We start from the raw sequence: 18,513 nt of genomic DNA on the forward strand, positions 1-18,513 counted from the left end.
GCTCAGCGAGAGCGGCGGTTGATCTGCTCCACCGAGCGCATCGCGGCAGCAGCCGCTTCATTCACGTCGCCTTCCCAGCCCGCCAAGGTGAGGCGGCCGAAGGCACCCACGGCTTTCACATCCACCACGGTGATGTTGCTGGCTTTTTCGGCTTCGTTGGCCGCCAGCAGCACGTAACCCGCCGGCTCGGTTTCCAGGATGTACATGCTCATCCCCGCCTGAATCATCGAACCGCGGCGGTTCTGGCGGTTGATCAGCACAGCGTGATCGGGCGTAATGGCGCGGATCACTTCGGTCCAGGTCACGCTGCAGCGGGTCCGCTGGTCGACGCTGCTGCCGATCGCTTCCAGCACCACATCCCCGGAATGGAGCACGTTGCTCTGATCGCGGTGATACAGCGCCAGCGAGCCGAAAGCCCGCTCCACCACCATCTGGCCCAGGCGCACGGTGCTGGCCTTGAGGGCGATGTCGGTGACGCGGTGTACGGCCATGCCCGGTGACACCTCGAGCCAGAGGCAGGCATCACCCGGGATCGGCAGAAAGCCCTGGCTCACCGTGCCCATGTAGGCGGCGAGCTGAGGCTGCAGCGAATCGAGAAACACATAGGTGCGCAGCTCGATCGACTCCACCGCGCTGGCCTGGCTCACCAGGCGCGCTTCGCTGTCGGTGGTGATCACGCAGCTGGCCGCCGACGGATGCAAGTCGTCGAGGGGGGTGCCGCTGCCGCTGAATCCCAGCTCGGTCCCCGTGATCTGCACGGCAGAGGAGCGTCGCCTTGGGATCCGTTGCGGCAAGGCGGAGGCTGCTCTCAAATGCCGCGCGATCTTACCGCCACCACTTCACGTGCTCGCTTGCTGACGTGGCGCCGCAACCGTGCGCAATCACACAACCGCTGGCTCCAGCGCGTCTAACACAGGGCATCCGAGCGTTGCTCGCCATGCTCAGTGCTTCGACCCGTCTCAAGCTTCAGGCGATCGTCTCCCGCATCGGCAGTGGGGATGCCGTCACCCTGGGCGAACGTATTTATCTGCAGAAGTTTGCGGATCGCGACCGCACCGTTGCCGATTGGCTGCGGCAGGCACGTCGACGCCAGCAGGCCAGCACCGGCGACCACCTGGATCGTCTCATGGCGGAACTCGACCTCGGTGATCCGGAGCCTGGTCCGCCGTTCCGTCCTGATCCTGAGGATCCCGGTGATCTCGGCGATTGGTTTGGTCAGGCACCGGACTGGTTGCGGCGCAGTTGATCCGCCAGGCGCCTGGGCCCCTTGCGCCTGGCGTTGCAGCCGGTACCGTCCGGCCATCACTCGCAGCTTTGCCCGTGGCCGCCAAGCGTTCTGCCCCCGCCCCCGCTGCTTCCGCCCCTGAAGCCGCCGATCTCAACGCTGAGCAGGCCCTGGCGCTGGTGGGGATGGGGCTAATGCAGAAGATGGCGGCCAGTGGTGAGCTGCCTTGGATGTGGAACGAAGCCGAGGATGGCGGCAGCTGCGATGTGGCGGCTCTGCGCCAGCGGCTGGAGCTCACCCAGCTGGCCTTGCAAACCGGTGCTCCCTTGAGCACTGCTGAGGTCACCTATCTGATGGGTGCCCGTCCCGGAAGCGCCGAGGTGGAGCGTGGCGGCTTGCGGGCGCGGCGCGTCAGCCGCAATGTGTGGAAGCTGAGCGAAGCCCGCGCCAGTGAGCGCCGCGGTGAGGTGGCTCAGTTTGGTGCCTTCAACGACGGCCGCCGCCGCTTCGCCTGAAGCTATTTAAGGAAGGTCGCCGCCCGTGCTGATTTCACGATCCCAGGCGGCGATCAGCTGATCTTTGAGTTGCGTGGCCTGGGCCAGGGCGATGTCCAAGTTGCCCCACCAGTTCACCAGGGCCACTGGGATCGGCATGGCATTGCAGTCGAGCTCGAACGACTGGATCGTGTCATCGCCATCCACCAGCACGGTGATCGAAAACTCGAGCAACCCGTGTTGCCAGGGATGCAGCGTCACGGTGGTGACGTTGCCGAGCGCCACACATCCCACATCGATCGTCCACCAGGGGGCCTGGCCGCCGCTCCTGCGGTGCTCTTCAGGCTGATCAATCTTCGGCCAACCCCGTTGCACCAATTGCTGCAACAGCTGATGAAGGGTGGCGCGCATTGGCCCTCCCTCCGCAGCGTTGGTTCCGTCATGGCACCGGCGGCGTATTCGCGGCAAGGGGGCCATTCGCGGCAACGCGATGCATCCTGGGTGCAGATCCCCCTCAGCCCGTGCTGATCAATCTGGCCAGACGGCTGTTCGGCAAACCCCTGCCGCGCAGTCAGTCGGATTCGGAGAAGCTGCCCAGCTTTGAGGCGCTGCCGATCCTCAGTTCTGATGCGCTTTCGTCGGTGGCCTATGCCACCGAGGCGGCGCTAGGGGTGCTGATCCTGGCGGGCAGCCAGGCGCTGGAGCTCTCGCTGCCGATCACCGGCGCCATCGTGCTGCTGATCGGCATCGTGGTGCTCTCCTACCGGCAAACGATTGAGGCCTACCCACAGGGCGGCGGCTCCTATGTGGTGGCGCGGGAGAACCTCGGCACGTGGCCCAGCCTGATCGCCGCGGCTTCGCTGCTGGTGGATTACACCCTCACCGCAGCGGTGAGCCTGATGGCCGGCACCCAGGCGCTCTCCTCGCTCCTGCCGGCTCTGCTGCCCTACGAAACACCGATCGCGCTGGTGCTGCTGGTGTTGGTGGGCTGGGCCAACCTGCGCGGCGTGAAGGAGGCGGGCAGGGCCTTTGCCATTCCCACCTATGCCTTTGTGGTGATGGTGGTGCTGCTGGCCCTGTTCGGCCTGCAAAACCTGGTGTTTGCCCATGGCTTCACGCCGGATGCTCCACCGGTGGTGCGGGCGATGGAACCGCTGGGGTTGTTCTTGATCCTGCGCGCCTTCAGTTCTGGCTGCTCCGCCATGACCGGCATCGAGGCGATTGCCAACGGCGTGAAGGTGTTCCGCGAGCCCGCCGCCAAGCGTGCCCAGCGCACGATGCTCGTGATGGGAGCGATGCTCAGCCTGATGTTCCTTGTGGTGAGCGGGCTGGGCTGGCTCTATGGCGTGGCCCCGAACCCTGATCGCACCGTGTTGGCGCAGATTGGGATTCGCGTGTTCGGTGAGGGCAGTCCCCTGTTTTGGGCCCTGCAGATCACCACCCTGCTGATCCTGGCCTTGGCGGCGAACACCGCCTTCGCAGGCTTTCCGCGCCTGGCGGCGATGCTGGCGCAGGATCGCTTCCTGCCTCGCCAGATGGCCTGGATCGGCGATCGACTGGTGTTTCAGAACGGCATTGTGGCGCTGCTGGTGGCCGCCGGTTTGGTGATCCTGGTGTGCGAAGGCGACACCACCGTGGCGGTGAATCTGTATGCCCTCGGTGTGTTCAGCGCTTTCACGCTCTCGCAGGCGGGAATGGTGGTGCGCTGGTGGCGGTTGCGTGGCCCCGGCTGGCTGGGGCGTCTGTTGATGAATGCGCTCGGATCACTCACCACGTTTGTGGTGCTCATCGTGATCGTGCTGAGCAAATTCGATGAAGGCGCCTGGACGGTGGTGATCGCCATCCCCCTGTTGGTGTGGATGCTGGCTCGAATCCGCTACCGCTACGACAGCGTCTACCGGGCGATCACGCTCAATCCCGGCGACGACCGCAGCCTGCGCCTGCCTGCGCGCCGTGATCCTGTGGGCAACACCAGCCTGGTGTGGGTGCCCTCCCTCAGTCGCCCCAGCCTGGATGCGCTCCGCTACGCCGCCACCGTGTCGGATCGGGTGGTGGCGGTGTGGGTGTTGGCGGAAGACGACGACCCCACGCAGATCCGCCGGCAATGGCAGCAGTGCGTGGGGGATCCCGAGCCCCAGGGCCTGGAGCTGGTGCTGCTGGACAGCCCGTTTGCCTCGCTGGTGGATCCCTTCGCGGAGTTTGTGGCCCAGGAAGAGCAGCGCCATCCCGAAACCACCTTCACGATCGTGATGCCGATGGCCATTCCCCGCTACCGCTTCGATGGCTTGCTGCTCAATCAGCGGGGCGTGAATATGCGCCGCAGCCTGGATGCACGCCGCAATCGCGTGTTCACCCTGGTGCGCTACTACCTGCCGGCCTGACCCATCTGATCGTTCAGGTGACTACCTTTCCGCCACCTTGAGCCGTTCAATACGTGACCTGGCTTGGAACGGTCTGGCTGGTTCCCCTGTATCCCCTGTTGGGGGCGCTGTTCAGCCTGCTGTGGTCGCCCGGGTTGATTTCCCGAACGGGGCCGCGCCCCTCGGGGTACATGAACCTGCTGATGGTGTCGATCGCCTTCGGCCACAGCCTGATGGCGCTGCTCAGCCTGAGCAGCAATTCGGAGGCCGGTCAGGCGGCGATCTATGCCCCGCCGAGCTTTCAGTGGATCTGGCTGCAAACCTCAGGCCTGAGCATCGGGTTTGATGGCCTGGTGACCGAACCCGGCCTGATCGCTATGACGGTGATCACCGGCCTACACGTGCTGGTGCAGATCTTCTCGATCGGCTACCTCGAGATGGATTGGGGCTGGCCGCGTTTCTTCGGTGCCCTGAGCTTTTTTGAGGCCGGCCTGTGCGGTCTGGTGCTCACCGATTCGGTGTTCTTCAGCTACGTGCTGCTGGAGCTGCTCACGGTGGGCACCTACGTGATCGTGGGCACCTGGTACAACCAGTCGCTGGTGGTGAAGGGGGCCCGCGATGCCTTTCTTACCAAGCGCATCGGCGATCTGATCCTGCTGGCGGGTGTGATCGCGCTGTTGCCGATCACCGGCACCTGGAACTTCCACGGCCTGCAGGCCTGGGCTGCGGATCTCACCAACAACGCTCAGCCCCTGCCCCCCGGCTTCCAGCTGATCCTGCTGGCCCTGGTGGCCGGCCCGATGGGCAAATGCGCCCAGATTCCGCTGCACCTCTGGCTCGATGAAGCGATGGAGAGCCCGCTGCCCTCCACGGTGCTGCGCAATTCGGTGGTGGTGATCGGGGGTGCCTGGGTGCTGCTGCGCCTGGAGCCGCTGATCGCCCTCAGCCCCCTGGTGCAGGGTGTGCTGGTGGTGGTGGGCGGCACCACGGCGCTGGTGGCCTCACTGATTGCCCTAGGCCAATTCGATGTGAAGCGCGCCCTGAGCTTCCTGGTGAGCAGCTGGCTGGGGCTGCTGTTTGTGGCGGTGGGCCTGGGCGGCATCGGCGTGGCCGATCACCTGCTGCTGGTGTACCCCCTGCCGATGGCCTTGATGCTGATGGCGATCGGCACGATCGTGATCAGCAACGTCACCCAAGACCTCACGCAGCTGGGCGGCCTGTGGAGCCGCCGGCCGCTGATGGGGATTGCCTTCCTGGCTGGCGCCGCCGGCTTGATTGGGCTGCCGCCCTTTGGTGGTTTCGCCGCCCTGAGGGAACTGCTGGAGCTGGCGGCCAACAGCCAAATGCCGCTGGTGCTGGGTGGCCTGGTGCTGATCACCAATGGTCTGCTTAGCGCGGCGCTGATGCGGGTGTTCGGGTTGATCTGGGGTGGCCGTACCACGCCGTTCACTGTGCGCTCGCCCGAGGTGCTGTGGCTGATGGTGCTACCCGTGATGTTGCTCTTGGGCCTGGTGCTGCACATCCCCCAGCTGCTGGTGCACCTGGGCGTCTACACGCTCTCTCCCGTGCCGGGTTGGGGGCCGATGGGCTGGCCGCTGTTGCTTTCCACCCTGGTGGGTGCGGGCACCTCAGCCTGGTTTTATCTGCGCCCCCATCCCCTGGCCGAGCTGCCCTCCGGCCTGGGCGGCCTGCAGCACTGGCTGGCGGAAGACATGCACACCGAGGCCTTCTATCACCGCACCGTGGTGGCGCTGGTGGTGGGCCTGGCGCGGTTGAGTGCCTGGAGCGATCAGCAGCTGGTGGATGGCTTCTCGAGCGGCACCGGTGGTGCGGCGATGGAGGGAGCCCGCCGCCTCAGTTACACGACCAGCGGTCGCTCCCAGACCTATGCCCTCTCGCTCGTGCTTGGCGTGCTGCTGATGGCCGCCTGGCTCCTGTCCCGCTGACGTGAACGCCATGGACCTGTTGCTTCTCCTGTTGATCCCCCTGCTGGCGGGCCTGCTCCTGCCGCTCCTGCCCGCTGGCTCCCCCTGGGTGCGCCGCGGTGCCCTGGCGGCTGCCCTGCTGCAGCTGCTCGATGGCCTCTGGCTCTGTCAGCACCCACCGGCAGCGATCTCCTCCGACTGGTTGCCGCAGCTGGGCCTACGGCTTGAGCTGGGGCTCGATGGGCTAACCCTGCCGCTGGTGCTGCTGGCGGCCCTGCTCACGGCCATGGCCGTGATGGCGAGCCCGGTGGATCAGAGCCGCTCGCGCCTGTTTTTTGCCTTGATGCTGGCCACGAACGTGGGCCTGATCGGTGCCTTCCTGGCCCGCAATGCCCTGCTGTTCCTGCTGGCCTACGAGTTGATCCTCATCCCCACCACCCTGCTGGTGGCGACCTGGGGTGGTGAGCGCCGAGCTGGCGCCGCGATCCGCTTCCTCACCTACGGCGCCGTGTCTGGCGTGGCGCTCCTGGCGGCGGTGCTGGCCCTGGGCTGGTTGCAACCGGGCGGCCTGAACTTCAGCTACGCCGCCCTGGCGGATCACAACCTCACGGCTGAGCAGCAGCGCTGGATCCTGGCGCTGGTGCTCCTGGCCTTCGGCCTGAAGCTGCCGGTGGTGCCCCTGCATGGCTGGCAGCCGATCACCTACAGCCAGGCGCCCACGCCGGTGGCGATGTTGATGAGCGGTGTGGTGTCGAAGCTGGGCGCCTACGGCCTGCTGCGCTTCGGCCTGGAGTTTCTGCCGGATGCCTGGGCGGCCTGGTCGCCCTGGCTGGCAGCGGTGGGGGCGATCAGCGCCATCTACGGCGCCCTCAATGCGATTGCTCAGCTGGAGATGCGCCGCTTGGTGGCCTACAGCTCGCTGGGCCACATGGGCATGCTGCTGCTGGCTTTGGCGGCGGCTACACCGCTGAGCCTGCAGGGCGTGATCGCCCAGATGCTGGCTCACGGTTTGATCATTGCGCTGCTGTTCTGCCTGGTGGGCCTGATCGAGCTGCGCACCGGCACCAGCGCCATCCCGGAGCTCTCGGGTTTGCTCAATCCGCAGCGGGGTCTGCCGTTCACCCTGGGGCTGATGCTGCTGGCGCTACTGGCCGCGGCTGGTGTGCCCGGCCTGGCGGGCTTTGTGGCCGAGCTGCTGGTGTTTGAGGGCAGCTGGGTGGCTTTCCCCTGGCCCACGCTGGTGTGCCTGCTGGCCTCCGGCCTCACGGCCGTGTACGCCATCCGCCTGTTCAACCGCGTGGGCTTTGGCCGCCTCGATAACGACCGCGCCGATTGGGTGAGCACCAGCTGGGGTGAGCGGGCTCCGGCTCTGGTGCTCACCGCTCTGGTGCTGGTGGCGGGCCTCTGGCCCTCGATGCTCACCGGCTTCAGCGAAACGGCCACTGCTCCGCTGGCCTTGCGCTCCAGTGACGCCGTCACTGTGATCGCCATGGCTCCCGCCACCGTCAACTCCGCCCAGCTCCCCGCATGACTGCCACCGTCGCCTCGGAGCGCAGCAAGGTTCCGTTGATTCCCCTCTCCACCCACCGCTACGCCGATGTGATCCATCGGCTGGAAGCCGGCGGCTCGATGCTGCCCGACACCCCGGAGAATCTCAAGCAGATCATCGGCATCTACAAGGCTTACGCCGTGCCGATGGACTTCTATTGGCGCGACCTGCTCTACATCGCGGAGCGGGTGTTTCTCAATCCGCTGCCGGCCTTCAAATACTTCATCCCCCAGGAGTATCTCGATCGCCCCAACAGCTATGCGGGCGATCAATCACAGCTGCGCATCTGGCGCGGCGGTGAGAAAGCGCATCCGGAACTTCTGGCCTTCATGGAGCGCGGCGAAACCGGCCGCATGCCCAAGCTGCTCCATCACCTCTGGCATGACCGGGTGAACATGGAGTTCGCCGAGGCCTGTATGCAGGCCATGCTCTGGCACCAGGGTATGGGCGGCCGCTTCAACGACTACTTGGAGAGCGACGCCTACAAGGCCAACGCCGATCGGGCGATCAAGGCCTACTTCAAAGGCAACCCCCTGATGCTCGGCCTCTATGCGCTGTTCCCGGACATGTTCCTGGAGCAGGTGCGCCAGCTGAGCTACACCGCCAACCTCGGTCTCTTCTGGGAAGTGATGGCGCCGGTGTTCTTCGAGATGAGCGACATCTACGACGAGGGTGGCTTCAAGGGCGTGCCCGATGCGATGGAGTTCCTCGTGAACGGCATCTTTGCGGCAGCTGGGCGCCCGATCTACCACCACCTTTATATCGGCGAGGAGTGCTACGAGATCGTCCCCAAGAGCGAGGGTTTCACCTGGCTCTATGAGGCGGCCCTGCCCTATGTGGAGGCTGTGTTCTATCGCACTGCACCCTTCCGGGGCACCAAGAGCTACAACGCTCAGGCCGGCCAGGTGCCGGCGGATCAGGCGGATTTCCACTACGGCATCCTCTACGCCGATGTGTTCCCCGTGGGCTCAGCCGGCATTCCTCCCACCCTGCTGATGCAGGACATGCTGCATTTTCTGCCTCCTTATCTCAAGGAGATCTACCGGGAGCACAAGCGCGGTGAGGAGGATGAGCTGGTGCAGCTGGGGATCACCTTCCAGCGCTCGATGTACAACGTGACCTCCGCGGTGATTCAGGCCCTCCGCTGCGCTCTGCTCTACCCGCTGGATGACACCAACTCCGAGCATCTGATGGCGAACCGCCGCTTCTTCGAGGCGCAGATGGATCGCTTCCTGCGGCCGGAGGCCCGCCTAGCCGATATTCAATCCCAGGACTACCGCTGATGGCTTCGATTCTCGAAACCGCTGCTTCCGTAGGCGTGTTCAACACCCTGCTCGCTGCTGTAGATGCCGCTGGGCTGCGTGATGCGCTGGAGGGCCCAGGCCCCTTCACCGTGTTTGCCCCGGTGGACGACGCGTTTGCAGCTCTGCCGCCAGGCACAGTGCAAACCCTGGTGGATAACCCGCCGCAGTTAGCGCGGATCCTCAAATATCACGTGCTCTCCGGTGCCTACAGCCGCGAGCAGTTGGTGGCTGAGGACAACTGGGACAGCCTGGAAGGTGCTCCGATTCCGATCCGCAGCAAAGATCCCTTTGAGGTGAAGAACGCCACCGTTGTGACCGCCGATGTGGTGTGCGACAACGGCATGGTGCATGTGATTGATCGGGTGATCCTGCCGGGGTGAAGTCAGGCGGCTCTTTGATTTTTGCCGTCGAGATAGTGATCCCAGCTGCCGCGACCGCTGTTGGGTTTGCGCACTTGATTGTGCAAACGCCGCACCCGCAGGATGCGCTCGCGCTCCAGCTTGCGGTAATGCTCGATGGTGCGTTGCCGGCCCCTGGCCTCGTCGAACAGGATGGCGCTGGCCAGGGCCACCGAAGTGCCGATGATGCCGGCGGCCAGCAGCAGGGCAAAGGTGTCAGGCATGGCCAGATCGCAGGCGTCCGTGGGGCTTTTGTATCGGATGGCGGGGCGGCGTCAAGGGTTTTGGTTCAGCCTTGAAGGATCTCGATGCCGGATCGGATCGCTGTATAGCACTGCTGCAATTGCGCCTCGCTGATCGAGAGCGGCGGCAGCAGATACACCACGTTGCCCAGGGGTCGGATGTACACCCCTTGATCGAGGCAAAGGCGCTGCAGTTGTTTGCCGATCGGATTGAGATAGTCCGTGTTGCCGGCATCGAGTTCGAAGGCGGCAACCGTGCCTTGGCTGCGGATGTGCTTCACCAGCGGCTGCTGCGCCAGCTCCTCCAGCAACGGGATGTGGCGTGCATCGAACTGCTGGTAGCGCTCGGGGTTGTGCTGCAGCAGATCGAGGCTGGCGAGCGCGGCGGCGCAGCCGAGCGGATTGGCGGTGAAGCTGTGGCCGTGGAAGAAGGTTTGCGCGGGGGTTTCACTGATGAAACCGCGGTACAGCCGCTCGCTGGCCATGGTCACCCCCATGGGCAGGAAGCCGCCGGTGAGCCCTTTGGAGAGGGCCATCAGATCGGGCTTCAGGCCGGCGCGCTGGCAGGCAAAGAGGGACCCGGTGCGTCCGAAGCCGGTCATCACCTCATCGGCGATCAGCAAAGCGCCGTGGGCCTGCACCCGCTCCTGCACGGCCCGCAGAAACGCCGGCCGCACCATGTGCATCCCGGAAGCTCCCTGGATCAGCGGCTCAATGATCACGGCCGCCGTGGGCACGGCGAGGGCTTGCTCCAGCTGTTGGAGCGCTTGAGCTTCTCGTTCCTCCACCGAGGTGTCACCCCAGTGGGTGTGGGGCCAGCTGATGCGGGCCACATCGAACAGCAGTTCCTCGTAGGGGTCGGTGAAGATCGAGCGATCCCCCACGGCCATGGCCCCGAAGGTGTCGCCGTGATAAGCCCCCTCAAAGGCAATCAACTGGCGGCGATCGCTGCTCTGGTTGCGCCACCACTGCCAGGCAATTTTGAGAGCCACCTCCACGGCGGTGGAGCCGTTGTCGGAGAAGAACAGCCGCTCAAGCCCGGTGAGGGCGGCTAGGCGGGAGGCGAGTTGTTCCGCCGGCTGATGGCTGAAGTTGGCAAAGATCACCTGCTCCAGCTGCAGGGCCTGGCGGCCGATGGCGGCGGCAATCGAAGGCTCGGCGTGGCCGTGGAGCGTCACCCACCAGCTGCTGATCGCATCGATGAGCTGGCGCCCATCCTGCAGCTCGAGCACGCAACCGCGGGCGCGCGCCACCTGCAGGGGAATCGGGCTGGTGGCCACCTGGGTGGTGGGATGCCAGAGGTGGGGGTGCCAGCTCATGGGGTGATGCTTAGGCCTCCAGGTAGTCGATCACCCGATCGGAGAGGCGGCGGATCGCTGCATTGGCACGCCGCTCCATGCCCCGTGCTTGGTCGCGGCTGAGCCCCATCTGCCGGGCCGCGGCGCTGAGGTTCATCGGGGTGGGTTGATCGATGCCATAGCGCAGCCGCAGCAATTCAGCTTCCTGCTCCGGCAGCTCATCGAGCAGGGCCACGAGGTCGGTCTGCAGATGGGCCGCGGTGAGCTGATCGCTGGGCAGCTGGGCGTCGCAGCGCAGGGTGTCGAGCAGGCGCAGGTCGTCGTCCTGGCCGTGGCTGCTGTCGAGGCTCAGGGGTTCCTGGGCGCGGAACAGGGCTTCACGGATATCGAGCACTTTGAGCTCGGTGGCTTCAGCCAGCTCCTCGAGGTTGGGTTCACGGCCCAGCATCTGGCGCAGCTCCTGCTGGCAGCGACGCAAGCGCTGCAGGCGATCCTGCATGTGGGCCGGTAAGCGGATGCTGCGGCTCTGTTGCTGCAGGGCACGCCCCATGCCCTCCCGGATCCACCAGGTGGCGTAAGTGGAGAACTTGTAGCCGCGGGTGGGATCGAAGCGCTGCACCGCCCGGATCAGCCCAAGCGTTCCCTCCTGGATCAGATCCTCGAGATCAAGGCGCCGGTGGCTGATGCGGCGCGCCAGGCTCACCACAAGCCGCAGGTTGGCGGTCACCATGCGCTCACTGGCGCGTTCCGCCAGCTTCAGTTCGCGCTGCAGCTGGCGGGGCGTGAGCTGCACATTGCTGGCCCAGGATTCCAAGCTGGGCTCCTGGCCGCCGGAGCGGAGTTTGAGCTCTTCAGCCGCTTCGAGCAGGCGCCGGCCGTTTTGCACGGCACGGCCCAGGCTGATTTCCTCGTCAGCGGAGAGGAGCGGAATACGGCCGATGGCACGCAGGTGCCGGCTGATTGCGTCGCAGTCTCCTTTGCGGAGCTTCTGTGGCGCAGGCATCGAGAGAGATGTCTGTGGGGTGGCGAAACGTTAAGGACATCTGCGCCGGGGTGGGTGGGTTTTGGTGCGGATGCAGCAACGGCAATCGCCTTGATCAGCGCAGCTGATCAATCCGCCAGACACCGCATCATGATTGCGATCTGACCCAGGGCTTGGTGTTCATTTCCCAGCAGGCTCCTGTACTTAACGCATTCCTAATCCGATCGGTGTTTTTGTTGATGAAATCACCGGATTAAGCCACTCAGGAGGGTTGAGCGGGCTGGTGATCACGGCGTGCCTGCCGCACCAGCCAGTAGGCCGCTGCCAAGCCCACCACGATCACGCCGAAGCCGGCCATCAGTGCTGGTTTGTTTTCGGTGCCCGGTGGCAGCACGATCACCTTTCGCGCCACGGCCGTGAGGGCGGTGAGCAGCACCAGCTCGATCTGCACCACCTGATCCCGCAGGTAGGCGGTCACGTTTTGGAGCACCTCCAGGGCGATGAAGATCAGCAGCAGCCGATCGAGCAGCTTGATCAAGCTGCCGTCAAACCAGTTGGTCTGCCGCTCCACCAGTCCCACGCCGGTTTCCACCAGCAGCTCCAGTGCGGCGAAGCCCACCACCGCCGCCAGCAGGATCGCCAGCAATTTGGCCAGCTGCCGTTCGTAGCTATGGATGGCGTTGAGGAACTGCTTGTCGTCGAAGAGCTTCATCAGCTGGGGATCACAAACAACGCATGAAAAAAGGGCATCCAGCGGAGGGATGCCCTGGGGGAAGAGGCCTGAGTTCAGGCCAGGCCGGCGACGGCCTGCTGCAGGGCATCGCGGCGATCGATGCTTGTGCGCTCCGATGGCAGCTTCCTGTAGAGGCCGAGCTTCTCGAGCCGGCGCTGGGTGGTGCCGCTGGCCCCCACCACAAACACCTCGCGGCCTTTCTCAATCGCCTCTTCCACAGCGTTCTCCACCGCGAGGGCCGCGGTCACGCCCAGGTGCGACACCTCGGTGAGATCGAACACCACGGCCTTGCACTCGCCGATGGCGTTGTGCTCACGGCCGATCGCTTTGGCCACGCCGAAGATCATCGCGCCGTTGAGCTGGAAGAGCAGCACCTGGCCGCGGCCCTGATCCAGCAGGCGGCGCTCCTCATCGCTGATGTCGAGATCGCCATCGCCGGTGCTCACCGACTTCACGCTCCTGCTTTGCAGCTCACTCATCTTGTCGATGGTGAGGATGTTGGCGATGAACACGCCGATGCCCACGGCGGCAATCAGATCCACCAGCACGGTGAGGGCGATCACCAGGTACATGATCAGTGCGCCGCTGATCGAGATGCGGTGGGCGCGTTTGATGAAGCCCCAATCCACGATGTCGACACCCACCTTCAGGGCGATGCCGGCCAGCACAGCCTGGGGAATCTGGGCGGCCACGCCGGTGAGGGCGAGGATCACCACCATCAGGATCACGGCGCGGCTGATGCCCGAGAGGGCGCTGCGTCCGCCGGCCTGAATGTTCACCACGGTGCCCATGGTGGCGCCGGCACCGGCGAGGCCACCGAATAGCCCGGAAGCAATGTTGCCCAGGCCCTGGCCGATCAGCTCCTTGTTGGAGTCGTGCTCGGTGCGGGTGATGCTGTCGGCGACAACGGCCGTGAGCAGCGCATCGATGCAGCCGAGCATGCCCAGCACGGCCGCATCGATCAGCATCCTGCTGAGGTGCGGCAGATCGAAATAGGGCGTGCGCAGCTGCGGGAAGCCGGAGGCGATTTCACCGATGCGGCGGATCTCCTCGCCACCACCGCTCAGCAATGTGAGCGACAGGATCGTGCCGAGCACCAGGGCGATCAGCTGGGGAGGGGCGATCTTCTTCACCCGGCTGGGGGTGAGCCAGAGAATCGCCAGGGTGACCACGGCCAGCACCACCTCGGAGGGCCGGGCGCTGCTGATCAGTTGCGGCAGGGCCTTGAGGGTGCCCATCACCCCACCTTTCGGGATGGCCTGCCCCAGGAAGGGCCCGAGCTGAAGAATGATCAGGATGAAGCCAATCCCGCTCATGAAGCCCGAGATCACCGTGTACGGCATCTGGGTCACGTAGCGGCCCAGCTTGAGGAAGCCGAAAACGATCTGGAAGACACCAGCCAGCATCACCACGGTGAAGGCCATGGCCAGGCCGTTTTCAGGATCGCTGGCGGTGAGGCTGGCGATCACGGCCGTCATCACCACCGTCATCGGACCGGTGGGCTCGGAAATCAGCGTGGGGGTGCCGCCAAACAGCGCGGCAAACAGACCCACCAGCACGGCGCCCCAGAGGCCGGCAGCAGCGCCGGCGCCAGAGGCCACACCGAAGGCCAGGGCCATGGGCAGGGCGATCACGGCGGCAGTCACACCGCCGAACAGATCGCCCTTGATGTTGTTGGTGCTGATGTGATTCAGCAGCCGCAGCGGTGAACGCCCGGGTGGGGCCGAGGCGGAGGTCATCGCAACAGAACAGGGTTGGCGCGGAACCTTAGGGGGTGTGCGCGGAATCTGGGTGGGGTTCTGCTGCGAGGTGGCGCGGTGCTCAGAGCAGGCCTCGGTGGCGTAACAGCTGTTGCACCATCGCCCAGGAGCCCAGCGTCACCTTCAGGGCCACCAACAGATTGAGCAGGGGAATCCAGCCACCGCTCAGCAGGCTGCCGAAGCGACCCGCTGCTGGATCCAGGCCCACCAGACTGATCAGGGCCACCAGCAGGAAGCCCACCACCGCCGCTTTTTCCCACAGATCAGCGCGGTAGAGCCTGTAGAGCCGTTCACTGCGATCCGCCCCGCCACTGATCAGCAACAGGCCGATGGCTGAGCCGCCGGCCACCCCCGCCGCAAAGCCGCCGCCGGGGCTGAGATGTCCGCGTAGCGCCAGCTCCACCGCCACCAGGGCGGCAATGGTGGAGCCCAGCTCACACAGCACCTGAGAGGGCGCGTCGTCGAGTGAGCGGATCCGTTTGCGCTCCGGATCACCAGCCAGCACCAGGCGCACGCCGATGGCCGCCAGGGTGAACACCACCACTTCCGCCACCGTGTCGAACAGACGCGTGTGCAGGATCACGCCTGAAACAAGGTTGGGAACCTGGGTCTGCGCCTTGAGCGCTTCGATCAGGGGGGTGATCCCTGCGGCGTCGGGCAAGGGGCTGGCCAGTGGCGCTGCAAACAGGGCGATGGCCGCCAGGAGATACAGCCAGGTCATGGTTGGACCTCGGAAGCCAGATGCAGTTCGCCGCCGCTGGCGCGCCATTCGGCGTAGCCCGGGCACTGCTGCAGCTGCCGGCGCAGGGGCGGCTGGAGCAGCACCAGTTGGCCATTGTCGTTGAGCCAGCCATGGCTGGCGTCTGCCTGCCAGCGCAGCCGCAGATGCAGCGGTGCGATCCAAGCCATGAGCTGAGCATCGCGGTTGGGGTCGGGCTTGGTGCGGCGATCTTCAAGCCGCAGGGCCATGGAGGAACGCAGGGCCACGGCGTAGAGCGTGGTGGAGAGCAGCGTGCCCACCAACGTCTCGGTGAGTGCCACATCGGGAGCGCCGAGCAAGGCGTAAAGCAGCGTCGCCACAGAACCCAAGATGCCCCGCAGCACAAGGGTTTGATAGGGATTGCTCTGGCTCACCAGCAGCAGTGCGGTGATCGGAAGCAAAGCGGTGATCGGCAGGAGCAGATCGAGTTCGCTGCCGAGGCTGAGGGGAGCGTTCATCGCTGGTTCACCTCCGCGGGTTGCGAGCAGCGCGCCAGCACGTAGCCAAAAATCGTGTTCCACACCATCAGCCCCAGCAGGGCCAACGCCAGCAGGGGCCATTGGCTGGGGATGCGCAGCAGCAAGCCAAGCAGCATCAACCCGGAGCCGAGCGTGTCGGACACCGAGAGCTTGTGCAGCTTGCTCAAATAGCTGCGTTGCTCCAGCAGCGGCCAGGTTCCCCAGAACCACAACGCCAATCCGGCCCCCAGCAGCAGCAAGCTCATCGCTCCACCTCCCGCAGCAGATTGGCCAGCAGCAGCATCCCGGCGTTGCCGGCGCTGAGGCTGATCGCTCCCACCAGGCCGAGCATCCAGTCGCCCCGCAGCACCGCCACCACCATGGTGATCAGGGCCACCTTGGAGGCGATGCTGCCGAAGGCGGCCATGCGGTCCCACACGCTGCAGGGCCTGCACACCACGGCAATCGGGATCAACAGGGCCAGCACCATGCCCCAGAGCAGCAGGGTCATGGCTGCAGCTCCTCGGGCTTGCCGCGGCGCGGCCGCAGCTGATGAATCTTGTAGTGCGGGCCGCGGCTGCCGTCGTTGAGGCCGAGCACGATCGTGAAGGGTGTGAGGGTGATGGCAAGCACCTCCAGGAAAATCAGCAGGCGATGGCGGGGATCACCGGCGGGTCGCTCGATCCAGCTCTCCTGCTCCCGATCGCCGGAGCTGATCAGGGCGAGAGCTTCGCCATAGGCCAGCGGTACGGCGAGCAAGCTGCGCCCTAACGCCCGCAGCGTTGGCGCCAGTGGATGTCTGGGGCCACGGGCATGGGGGAGCAGCACGGCCAGGCCAGCGCCGATCGCCAGGTTCACCGCACTGAGATCAGCGGTGAGCAAGGTCCACAGCAGCAGCCGAAACAGGCAGCTCAGCAAAAACATCATCAGCCCAGCTCCGCACCGATCGACAGCAGCAGGCCGGCGCCCACCAGCCCCAGGCCCCCCACTAGATCCGGGAGGCGATCCAGGGAGGGCAGGCCATGGCTGGCTTGTTGCCGCCGCCGCTCCAGCAGCTGATCGAGGCCCAGCCCCAAGCCCAGCAACAGCAAGCTCACCAGCCAGCCACGTTTCACCTCGGCCAGCAGCAGCGCGCCGCCCCCCACCAGGGGCAGCATCAGCAACCAGGCGCCCCAGGGCAGAGCGGTGTGGGCCGCCTGCAGATCGGATGCGGCCGCCAGGGGCGCACGGCAGAGCCGGCAATACACCGCCACGCTTCCCACGGACAACACCACCAGGGCAGCGGCGATCCCCGGCGTCATCGCACTCTCCAGTTGCTTTTTGGCGGTGTAGCCCAGCAGCGGTGCCAGGCCTGCAATGGAACAGGAGCCCAGCAGCAGCGTGAGCAGCAGTGGAGCAGGAAGCGCCCGTTGCCGCCACGTGTCCAGAGAACGGCTGGGCCACTGGCGTGCGGTGAGAAACAGGCCGCTCTTGGCTACACCGTGGGAGAAGGCCATCAAGCCACCGGTCGCTGGTGCCAGCAGCACCAGCCCCATCTGGGCCAGGGTGCTCCAGGCCAGCAGGCGCTTGGCGTCGGTGACGCCCAGGGCATAGATCAAGCCGAGCACGGCGCTGGCCATGGCGATGGGCAGCAGCAGCTCGCCGATGGCGCTGTTGAGTTGCTCGAGCCTCAGCAGCGGCAGGGCGCCGCCGCCCACCACCACGCCTGAAAGCAGGGCCGACACCTCCGCTGGCGCTTCGGCGTGGGTGCGGGGGAGCCAGAGGCCGTTGAGAAACACACCGGCTTTGGTGAGCAGCCCCACCAGCACCAGCACCAGCGGCGCGCCCGGCGGCAGCTGGGCCAGGGCCGCAAAGCGAAAACTGCTCGCCTGGGCGTACACGAGCCCGGCGCCAATCAAGTAGATGGCCATGGCGGTGTTGCCGATCAGCAGGTAGCGCAGCGCAATCCACGAAGCATTGGCGCTGTTGCCTTTGAGAATCAGCAGAAAGGCGGTGATGCCTACCACCTCCAGCGCCACATAAAGGCTGATCAGATCGGTGGTGAGAAAGCTGGTGTTCAGAGACCCAAGCAGCACCAGCAGCAGCATCCAGCCGGTGCGATCCCAACCCTGCCGCCGCGCTTCGATCCACACCGCCAGGCACACCAGCCCGTTCAGCAGCACAAACCAACCAGCCAGGGGCTCCAGGCTGAGGGCTACGCCGTACTCGCCCAGCAGGTGCAACGGTTTTGTGGTGCCCGTGAGCAGCGTTTCAGCACCCACCCAGGTGGTGGCACCGCAGCACAGCAGCACGAGGCCATGGCTCAGCGATGGCAATAGCACCGCCAGAAAGGCCGCCAGATACGGCACCAACAGCCAGGCGATCAGCAGGGGGTCCGGGCTCATCCAGCTCGGTGTCATGGCTGATCCGTGGGTTCAAAGCTGGCCGCATTCAGGCTGGGATCGATCCGCGCCATCTGGGTGATCACCACCAGCAAGAGGGCCTGGATTGAGAGCCCAATCACGATCGCGGTGAGGATCACGGCCTGGGGAATCGGATCGGCGTAGTCGCCGGCGAGGAGTTCGCCGGAGCGCGGCAGGATCGGGCTGCGCAGGCCTGAGCGGGCCGCCAGCAGCACAAACAACGCCACCACGGCGCTCCCCATCACATCCATGGAGAGCACCTTGAGAAACAGGTTGCGCCGCAGCAGCAACCCTGCAAAGCCGGCCAACACCGCCAGCAGGATCAGCAGCTCCAACAGTCGGATCGGGGCCATGCAGGCGATGCGGTGGCGGGAACTTAGGCACCACACCCCCCAGCGTGGGTGGATCCGGCCCAAGCTCAGACCCCTCTTTGGTCATGGGCGATGACCCTGCTGCTGTTTGTGGGCCTGAGCTGGTTGGCACTGCGCACCGTGATGGTGCTGGCCCAGGTGGAGCGCCACACACCAGAAGCGCAACTGGGCCGTGCGTTCCAATCTGAGCTCAAGCAACGCGGTTTGCTCCCGGAGCCACCCAGAACGCCTTGAACCACCCCTATAACCAGC

The 18,513-nt window shown here is 65.5% G+C and carries 22 protein-coding genes; 8 read left to right on the forward strand and 14 right to left on the reverse strand.

The annotated features are described in order from the left end of the window. Positions 1 to 2 precede the first annotated feature (2 nt). Positions 3 to 758, reverse strand: a complete 756-nt coding sequence (locus tag KUL97_RS01780) for a BMC domain-containing protein (protein WP_217795209.1) — start codon at positions 756 to 758, stop codon at positions 3 to 5. Positions 759 to 937: 179 nt separating this feature from the next. On the opposite strand from KUL97_RS01780, the gene KUL97_RS01785 reads away from it, so the two are divergent. Together KUL97_RS01785 and KUL97_RS01790 are read left to right on the forward strand one after the other, a co-directional pair. Further along, positions 938 to 1,246: a hypothetical protein gene (locus KUL97_RS01785; RefSeq protein WP_217795211.1), complete on the forward strand. Its 309-nt coding sequence runs from the start codon at positions 938 to 940 to the stop codon at positions 1,244 to 1,246. A 74-nt stretch (positions 1,247 to 1,320) separates the two neighbouring features. Further along, positions 1,321 to 1,740 carry a hypothetical protein gene (locus KUL97_RS01790; protein ID WP_217795213.1) on the forward strand — a complete coding sequence of 140 codons (420 nt, stop codon included), beginning with the start codon at positions 1,321 to 1,323 and terminating at the stop codon, positions 1,738 to 1,740. Between the two features lie 6 nt (positions 1,741 to 1,746). Here KUL97_RS01790 and KUL97_RS01795 read toward each other — a convergent pair whose 3' ends face one another. Beyond that, positions 1,747 to 2,130, reverse strand: a complete 384-nt coding sequence (locus KUL97_RS01795) for a hypothetical protein (protein WP_217795215.1) — start codon at positions 2,128 to 2,130, stop codon at positions 1,747 to 1,749. A gap of 116 nt (positions 2,131 to 2,246) precedes the next feature. On the opposite strand from KUL97_RS01795, the gene KUL97_RS01800 reads away from it, so the two are divergent. Genes KUL97_RS01800 through KUL97_RS01820 form a run of 5 tightly spaced genes read left to right on the forward strand, consistent with a single transcriptional unit; the run spans position 2,247 to position 9,237 of the window. After that, the gene (locus tag KUL97_RS01800; protein ID WP_217795488.1) at positions 2,247 to 4,100 is read left to right on the forward strand and encodes an APC family permease; all 1,854 of its coding nucleotides are present in this window, start codon (positions 2,247 to 2,249) and stop codon (positions 4,098 to 4,100) included. Positions 4,101 to 4,153: 53 nt separating this feature from the next. After that, positions 4,154 to 6,025 carry an NAD(P)H-quinone oxidoreductase subunit F gene (locus tag KUL97_RS01805; protein ID WP_217795217.1) on the forward strand — a complete coding sequence of 624 codons (1,872 nt, stop codon included), beginning with the start codon at positions 4,154 to 4,156 and terminating at the stop codon, positions 6,023 to 6,025. A 10-nt stretch (positions 6,026 to 6,035) separates the two neighbouring features. Further along, on the forward strand, positions 6,036 to 7,535 hold the full coding sequence (locus KUL97_RS01810; protein WP_217795219.1) for an NADH-quinone oxidoreductase subunit M: 1,500 nt from the start codon (positions 6,036 to 6,038) through the stop codon (positions 7,533 to 7,535). Beyond that, positions 7,532 to 8,836 (forward strand): CO2 hydration protein, encoded by a 1,305-nt coding sequence (locus tag KUL97_RS01815; RefSeq protein ID WP_217795221.1) that lies wholly within the window; start codon positions 7,532 to 7,534, stop codon positions 8,834 to 8,836. Before KUL97_RS01810 ends, KUL97_RS01815 begins: the two co-directional genes overlap by 4 nt. Beyond that, on the forward strand, positions 8,836 to 9,237 hold the full coding sequence (locus KUL97_RS01820; RefSeq protein WP_217795223.1) for a fasciclin domain-containing protein: 402 nt from the start codon (positions 8,836 to 8,838) through the stop codon (positions 9,235 to 9,237). Before KUL97_RS01815 ends, KUL97_RS01820 begins: the two co-directional genes overlap by 1 nt. Before the next feature lie 2 nt (positions 9,238 to 9,239). Here KUL97_RS01820 and KUL97_RS01825 read toward each other — a convergent pair whose 3' ends face one another. The 12 genes from KUL97_RS01825 to KUL97_RS01880 all read right to left on the reverse strand — a co-directional run bounded on the left by KUL97_RS01825 (position 9,240) and on the right by KUL97_RS01880 (position 18,243). After that, the gene (locus KUL97_RS01825; protein ID WP_217795225.1) at positions 9,240 to 9,479 is read right to left on the reverse strand and encodes a hypothetical protein; all 240 of its coding nucleotides are present in this window, start codon (positions 9,477 to 9,479) and stop codon (positions 9,240 to 9,242) included. A 65-nt stretch (positions 9,480 to 9,544) separates the two neighbouring features. Beyond that, positions 9,545 to 10,816: an adenosylmethionine--8-amino-7-oxononanoate transaminase gene (bioA, locus tag KUL97_RS01830; protein ID WP_217795227.1), complete on the reverse strand. Its 1,272-nt coding sequence runs from the start codon at positions 10,814 to 10,816 to the stop codon at positions 9,545 to 9,547. Positions 10,817 to 10,826: 10 nt separating this feature from the next. Beyond that, on the reverse strand, positions 10,827 to 11,798 hold the full coding sequence (locus KUL97_RS01835; protein WP_217795229.1) for a sigma-70 family RNA polymerase sigma factor: 972 nt from the start codon (positions 11,796 to 11,798) through the stop codon (positions 10,827 to 10,829). Positions 11,799 to 12,039: 241 nt separating this feature from the next. Further along, positions 12,040 to 12,489: a phosphate-starvation-inducible PsiE family protein gene (locus KUL97_RS01840; RefSeq protein WP_217795231.1), complete on the reverse strand. Its 450-nt coding sequence runs from the start codon at positions 12,487 to 12,489 to the stop codon at positions 12,040 to 12,042. A 74-nt stretch (positions 12,490 to 12,563) separates the two neighbouring features. Then, a complete protein-coding gene (locus tag KUL97_RS01845; protein WP_254896078.1) occupies positions 12,564 to 14,249 on the reverse strand; it encodes a SulP family inorganic anion transporter in 1,686 nt (561 codons plus the stop codon). Positions 14,250 to 14,331: 82 nt separating this feature from the next. Further along, positions 14,332 to 14,991, reverse strand: a complete 660-nt coding sequence (locus KUL97_RS01850; RefSeq protein WP_217795233.1) for a Na(+)/H(+) antiporter subunit B — start codon at positions 14,989 to 14,991, stop codon at positions 14,332 to 14,334. Continuing rightward, positions 14,988 to 15,488 carry a hydrogenase subunit MbhD domain-containing protein gene (locus KUL97_RS01855; protein WP_217795235.1) on the reverse strand — a complete coding sequence of 167 codons (501 nt, stop codon included), beginning with the start codon at positions 15,486 to 15,488 and terminating at the stop codon, positions 14,988 to 14,990. The genes KUL97_RS01850 and KUL97_RS01855 overlap by 4 nt, the downstream gene beginning before the upstream one ends. Further along, complete coding sequence (locus tag KUL97_RS01860; protein ID WP_217795237.1) at positions 15,485 to 15,754, reverse strand: monovalent cation/H(+) antiporter subunit G; 270 nt, start codon at positions 15,752 to 15,754, stop codon at positions 15,485 to 15,487. The genes KUL97_RS01855 and KUL97_RS01860 overlap by 4 nt, the downstream gene beginning before the upstream one ends. Continuing rightward, entirely contained in the window at positions 15,751 to 15,999 is a 249-nt protein-coding gene (locus KUL97_RS01865) for a hypothetical protein (protein ID WP_217795239.1), read from the reverse strand. Before KUL97_RS01865 ends, KUL97_RS01860 begins: the two co-directional genes overlap by 4 nt. Continuing rightward, entirely contained in the window at positions 15,996 to 16,412 is a 417-nt protein-coding gene (locus tag KUL97_RS01870) for a sodium:proton antiporter (protein ID WP_254896079.1), read from the reverse strand. The genes KUL97_RS01865 and KUL97_RS01870 overlap by 4 nt, the downstream gene beginning before the upstream one ends. 2 nt (positions 16,413 to 16,414) lie before the next feature. Further along, entirely contained in the window at positions 16,415 to 17,887 is a 1,473-nt protein-coding gene (locus tag KUL97_RS01875; RefSeq protein ID WP_217795243.1) for a proton-conducting transporter membrane subunit, read from the reverse strand. Continuing rightward, the gene (locus tag KUL97_RS01880; protein ID WP_217795245.1) at positions 17,884 to 18,243 is read right to left on the reverse strand and encodes a cation:proton antiporter subunit C; all 360 of its coding nucleotides are present in this window, start codon (positions 18,241 to 18,243) and stop codon (positions 17,884 to 17,886) included. Before KUL97_RS01880 ends, KUL97_RS01875 begins: the two co-directional genes overlap by 4 nt. 90 nt (positions 18,244 to 18,333) lie before the next feature. Here KUL97_RS01880 and KUL97_RS01885 point away from each other — a divergent pair, with 90 nt between their 5' ends. Next, positions 18,334 to 18,495: a hypothetical protein gene (locus tag KUL97_RS01885; protein WP_217795247.1), complete on the forward strand. Its 162-nt coding sequence runs from the start codon at positions 18,334 to 18,336 to the stop codon at positions 18,493 to 18,495. Positions 18,496 to 18,513: the final 18 nt, after the last annotated feature.

Source organism: Synechococcus sp. HK05, assembly GCF_019104765.1.
In the GTDB taxonomy this organism is placed as follows: Bacteria; Cyanobacteriota; Cyanobacteriia; order PCC-6307; family Cyanobiaceae; genus Vulcanococcus.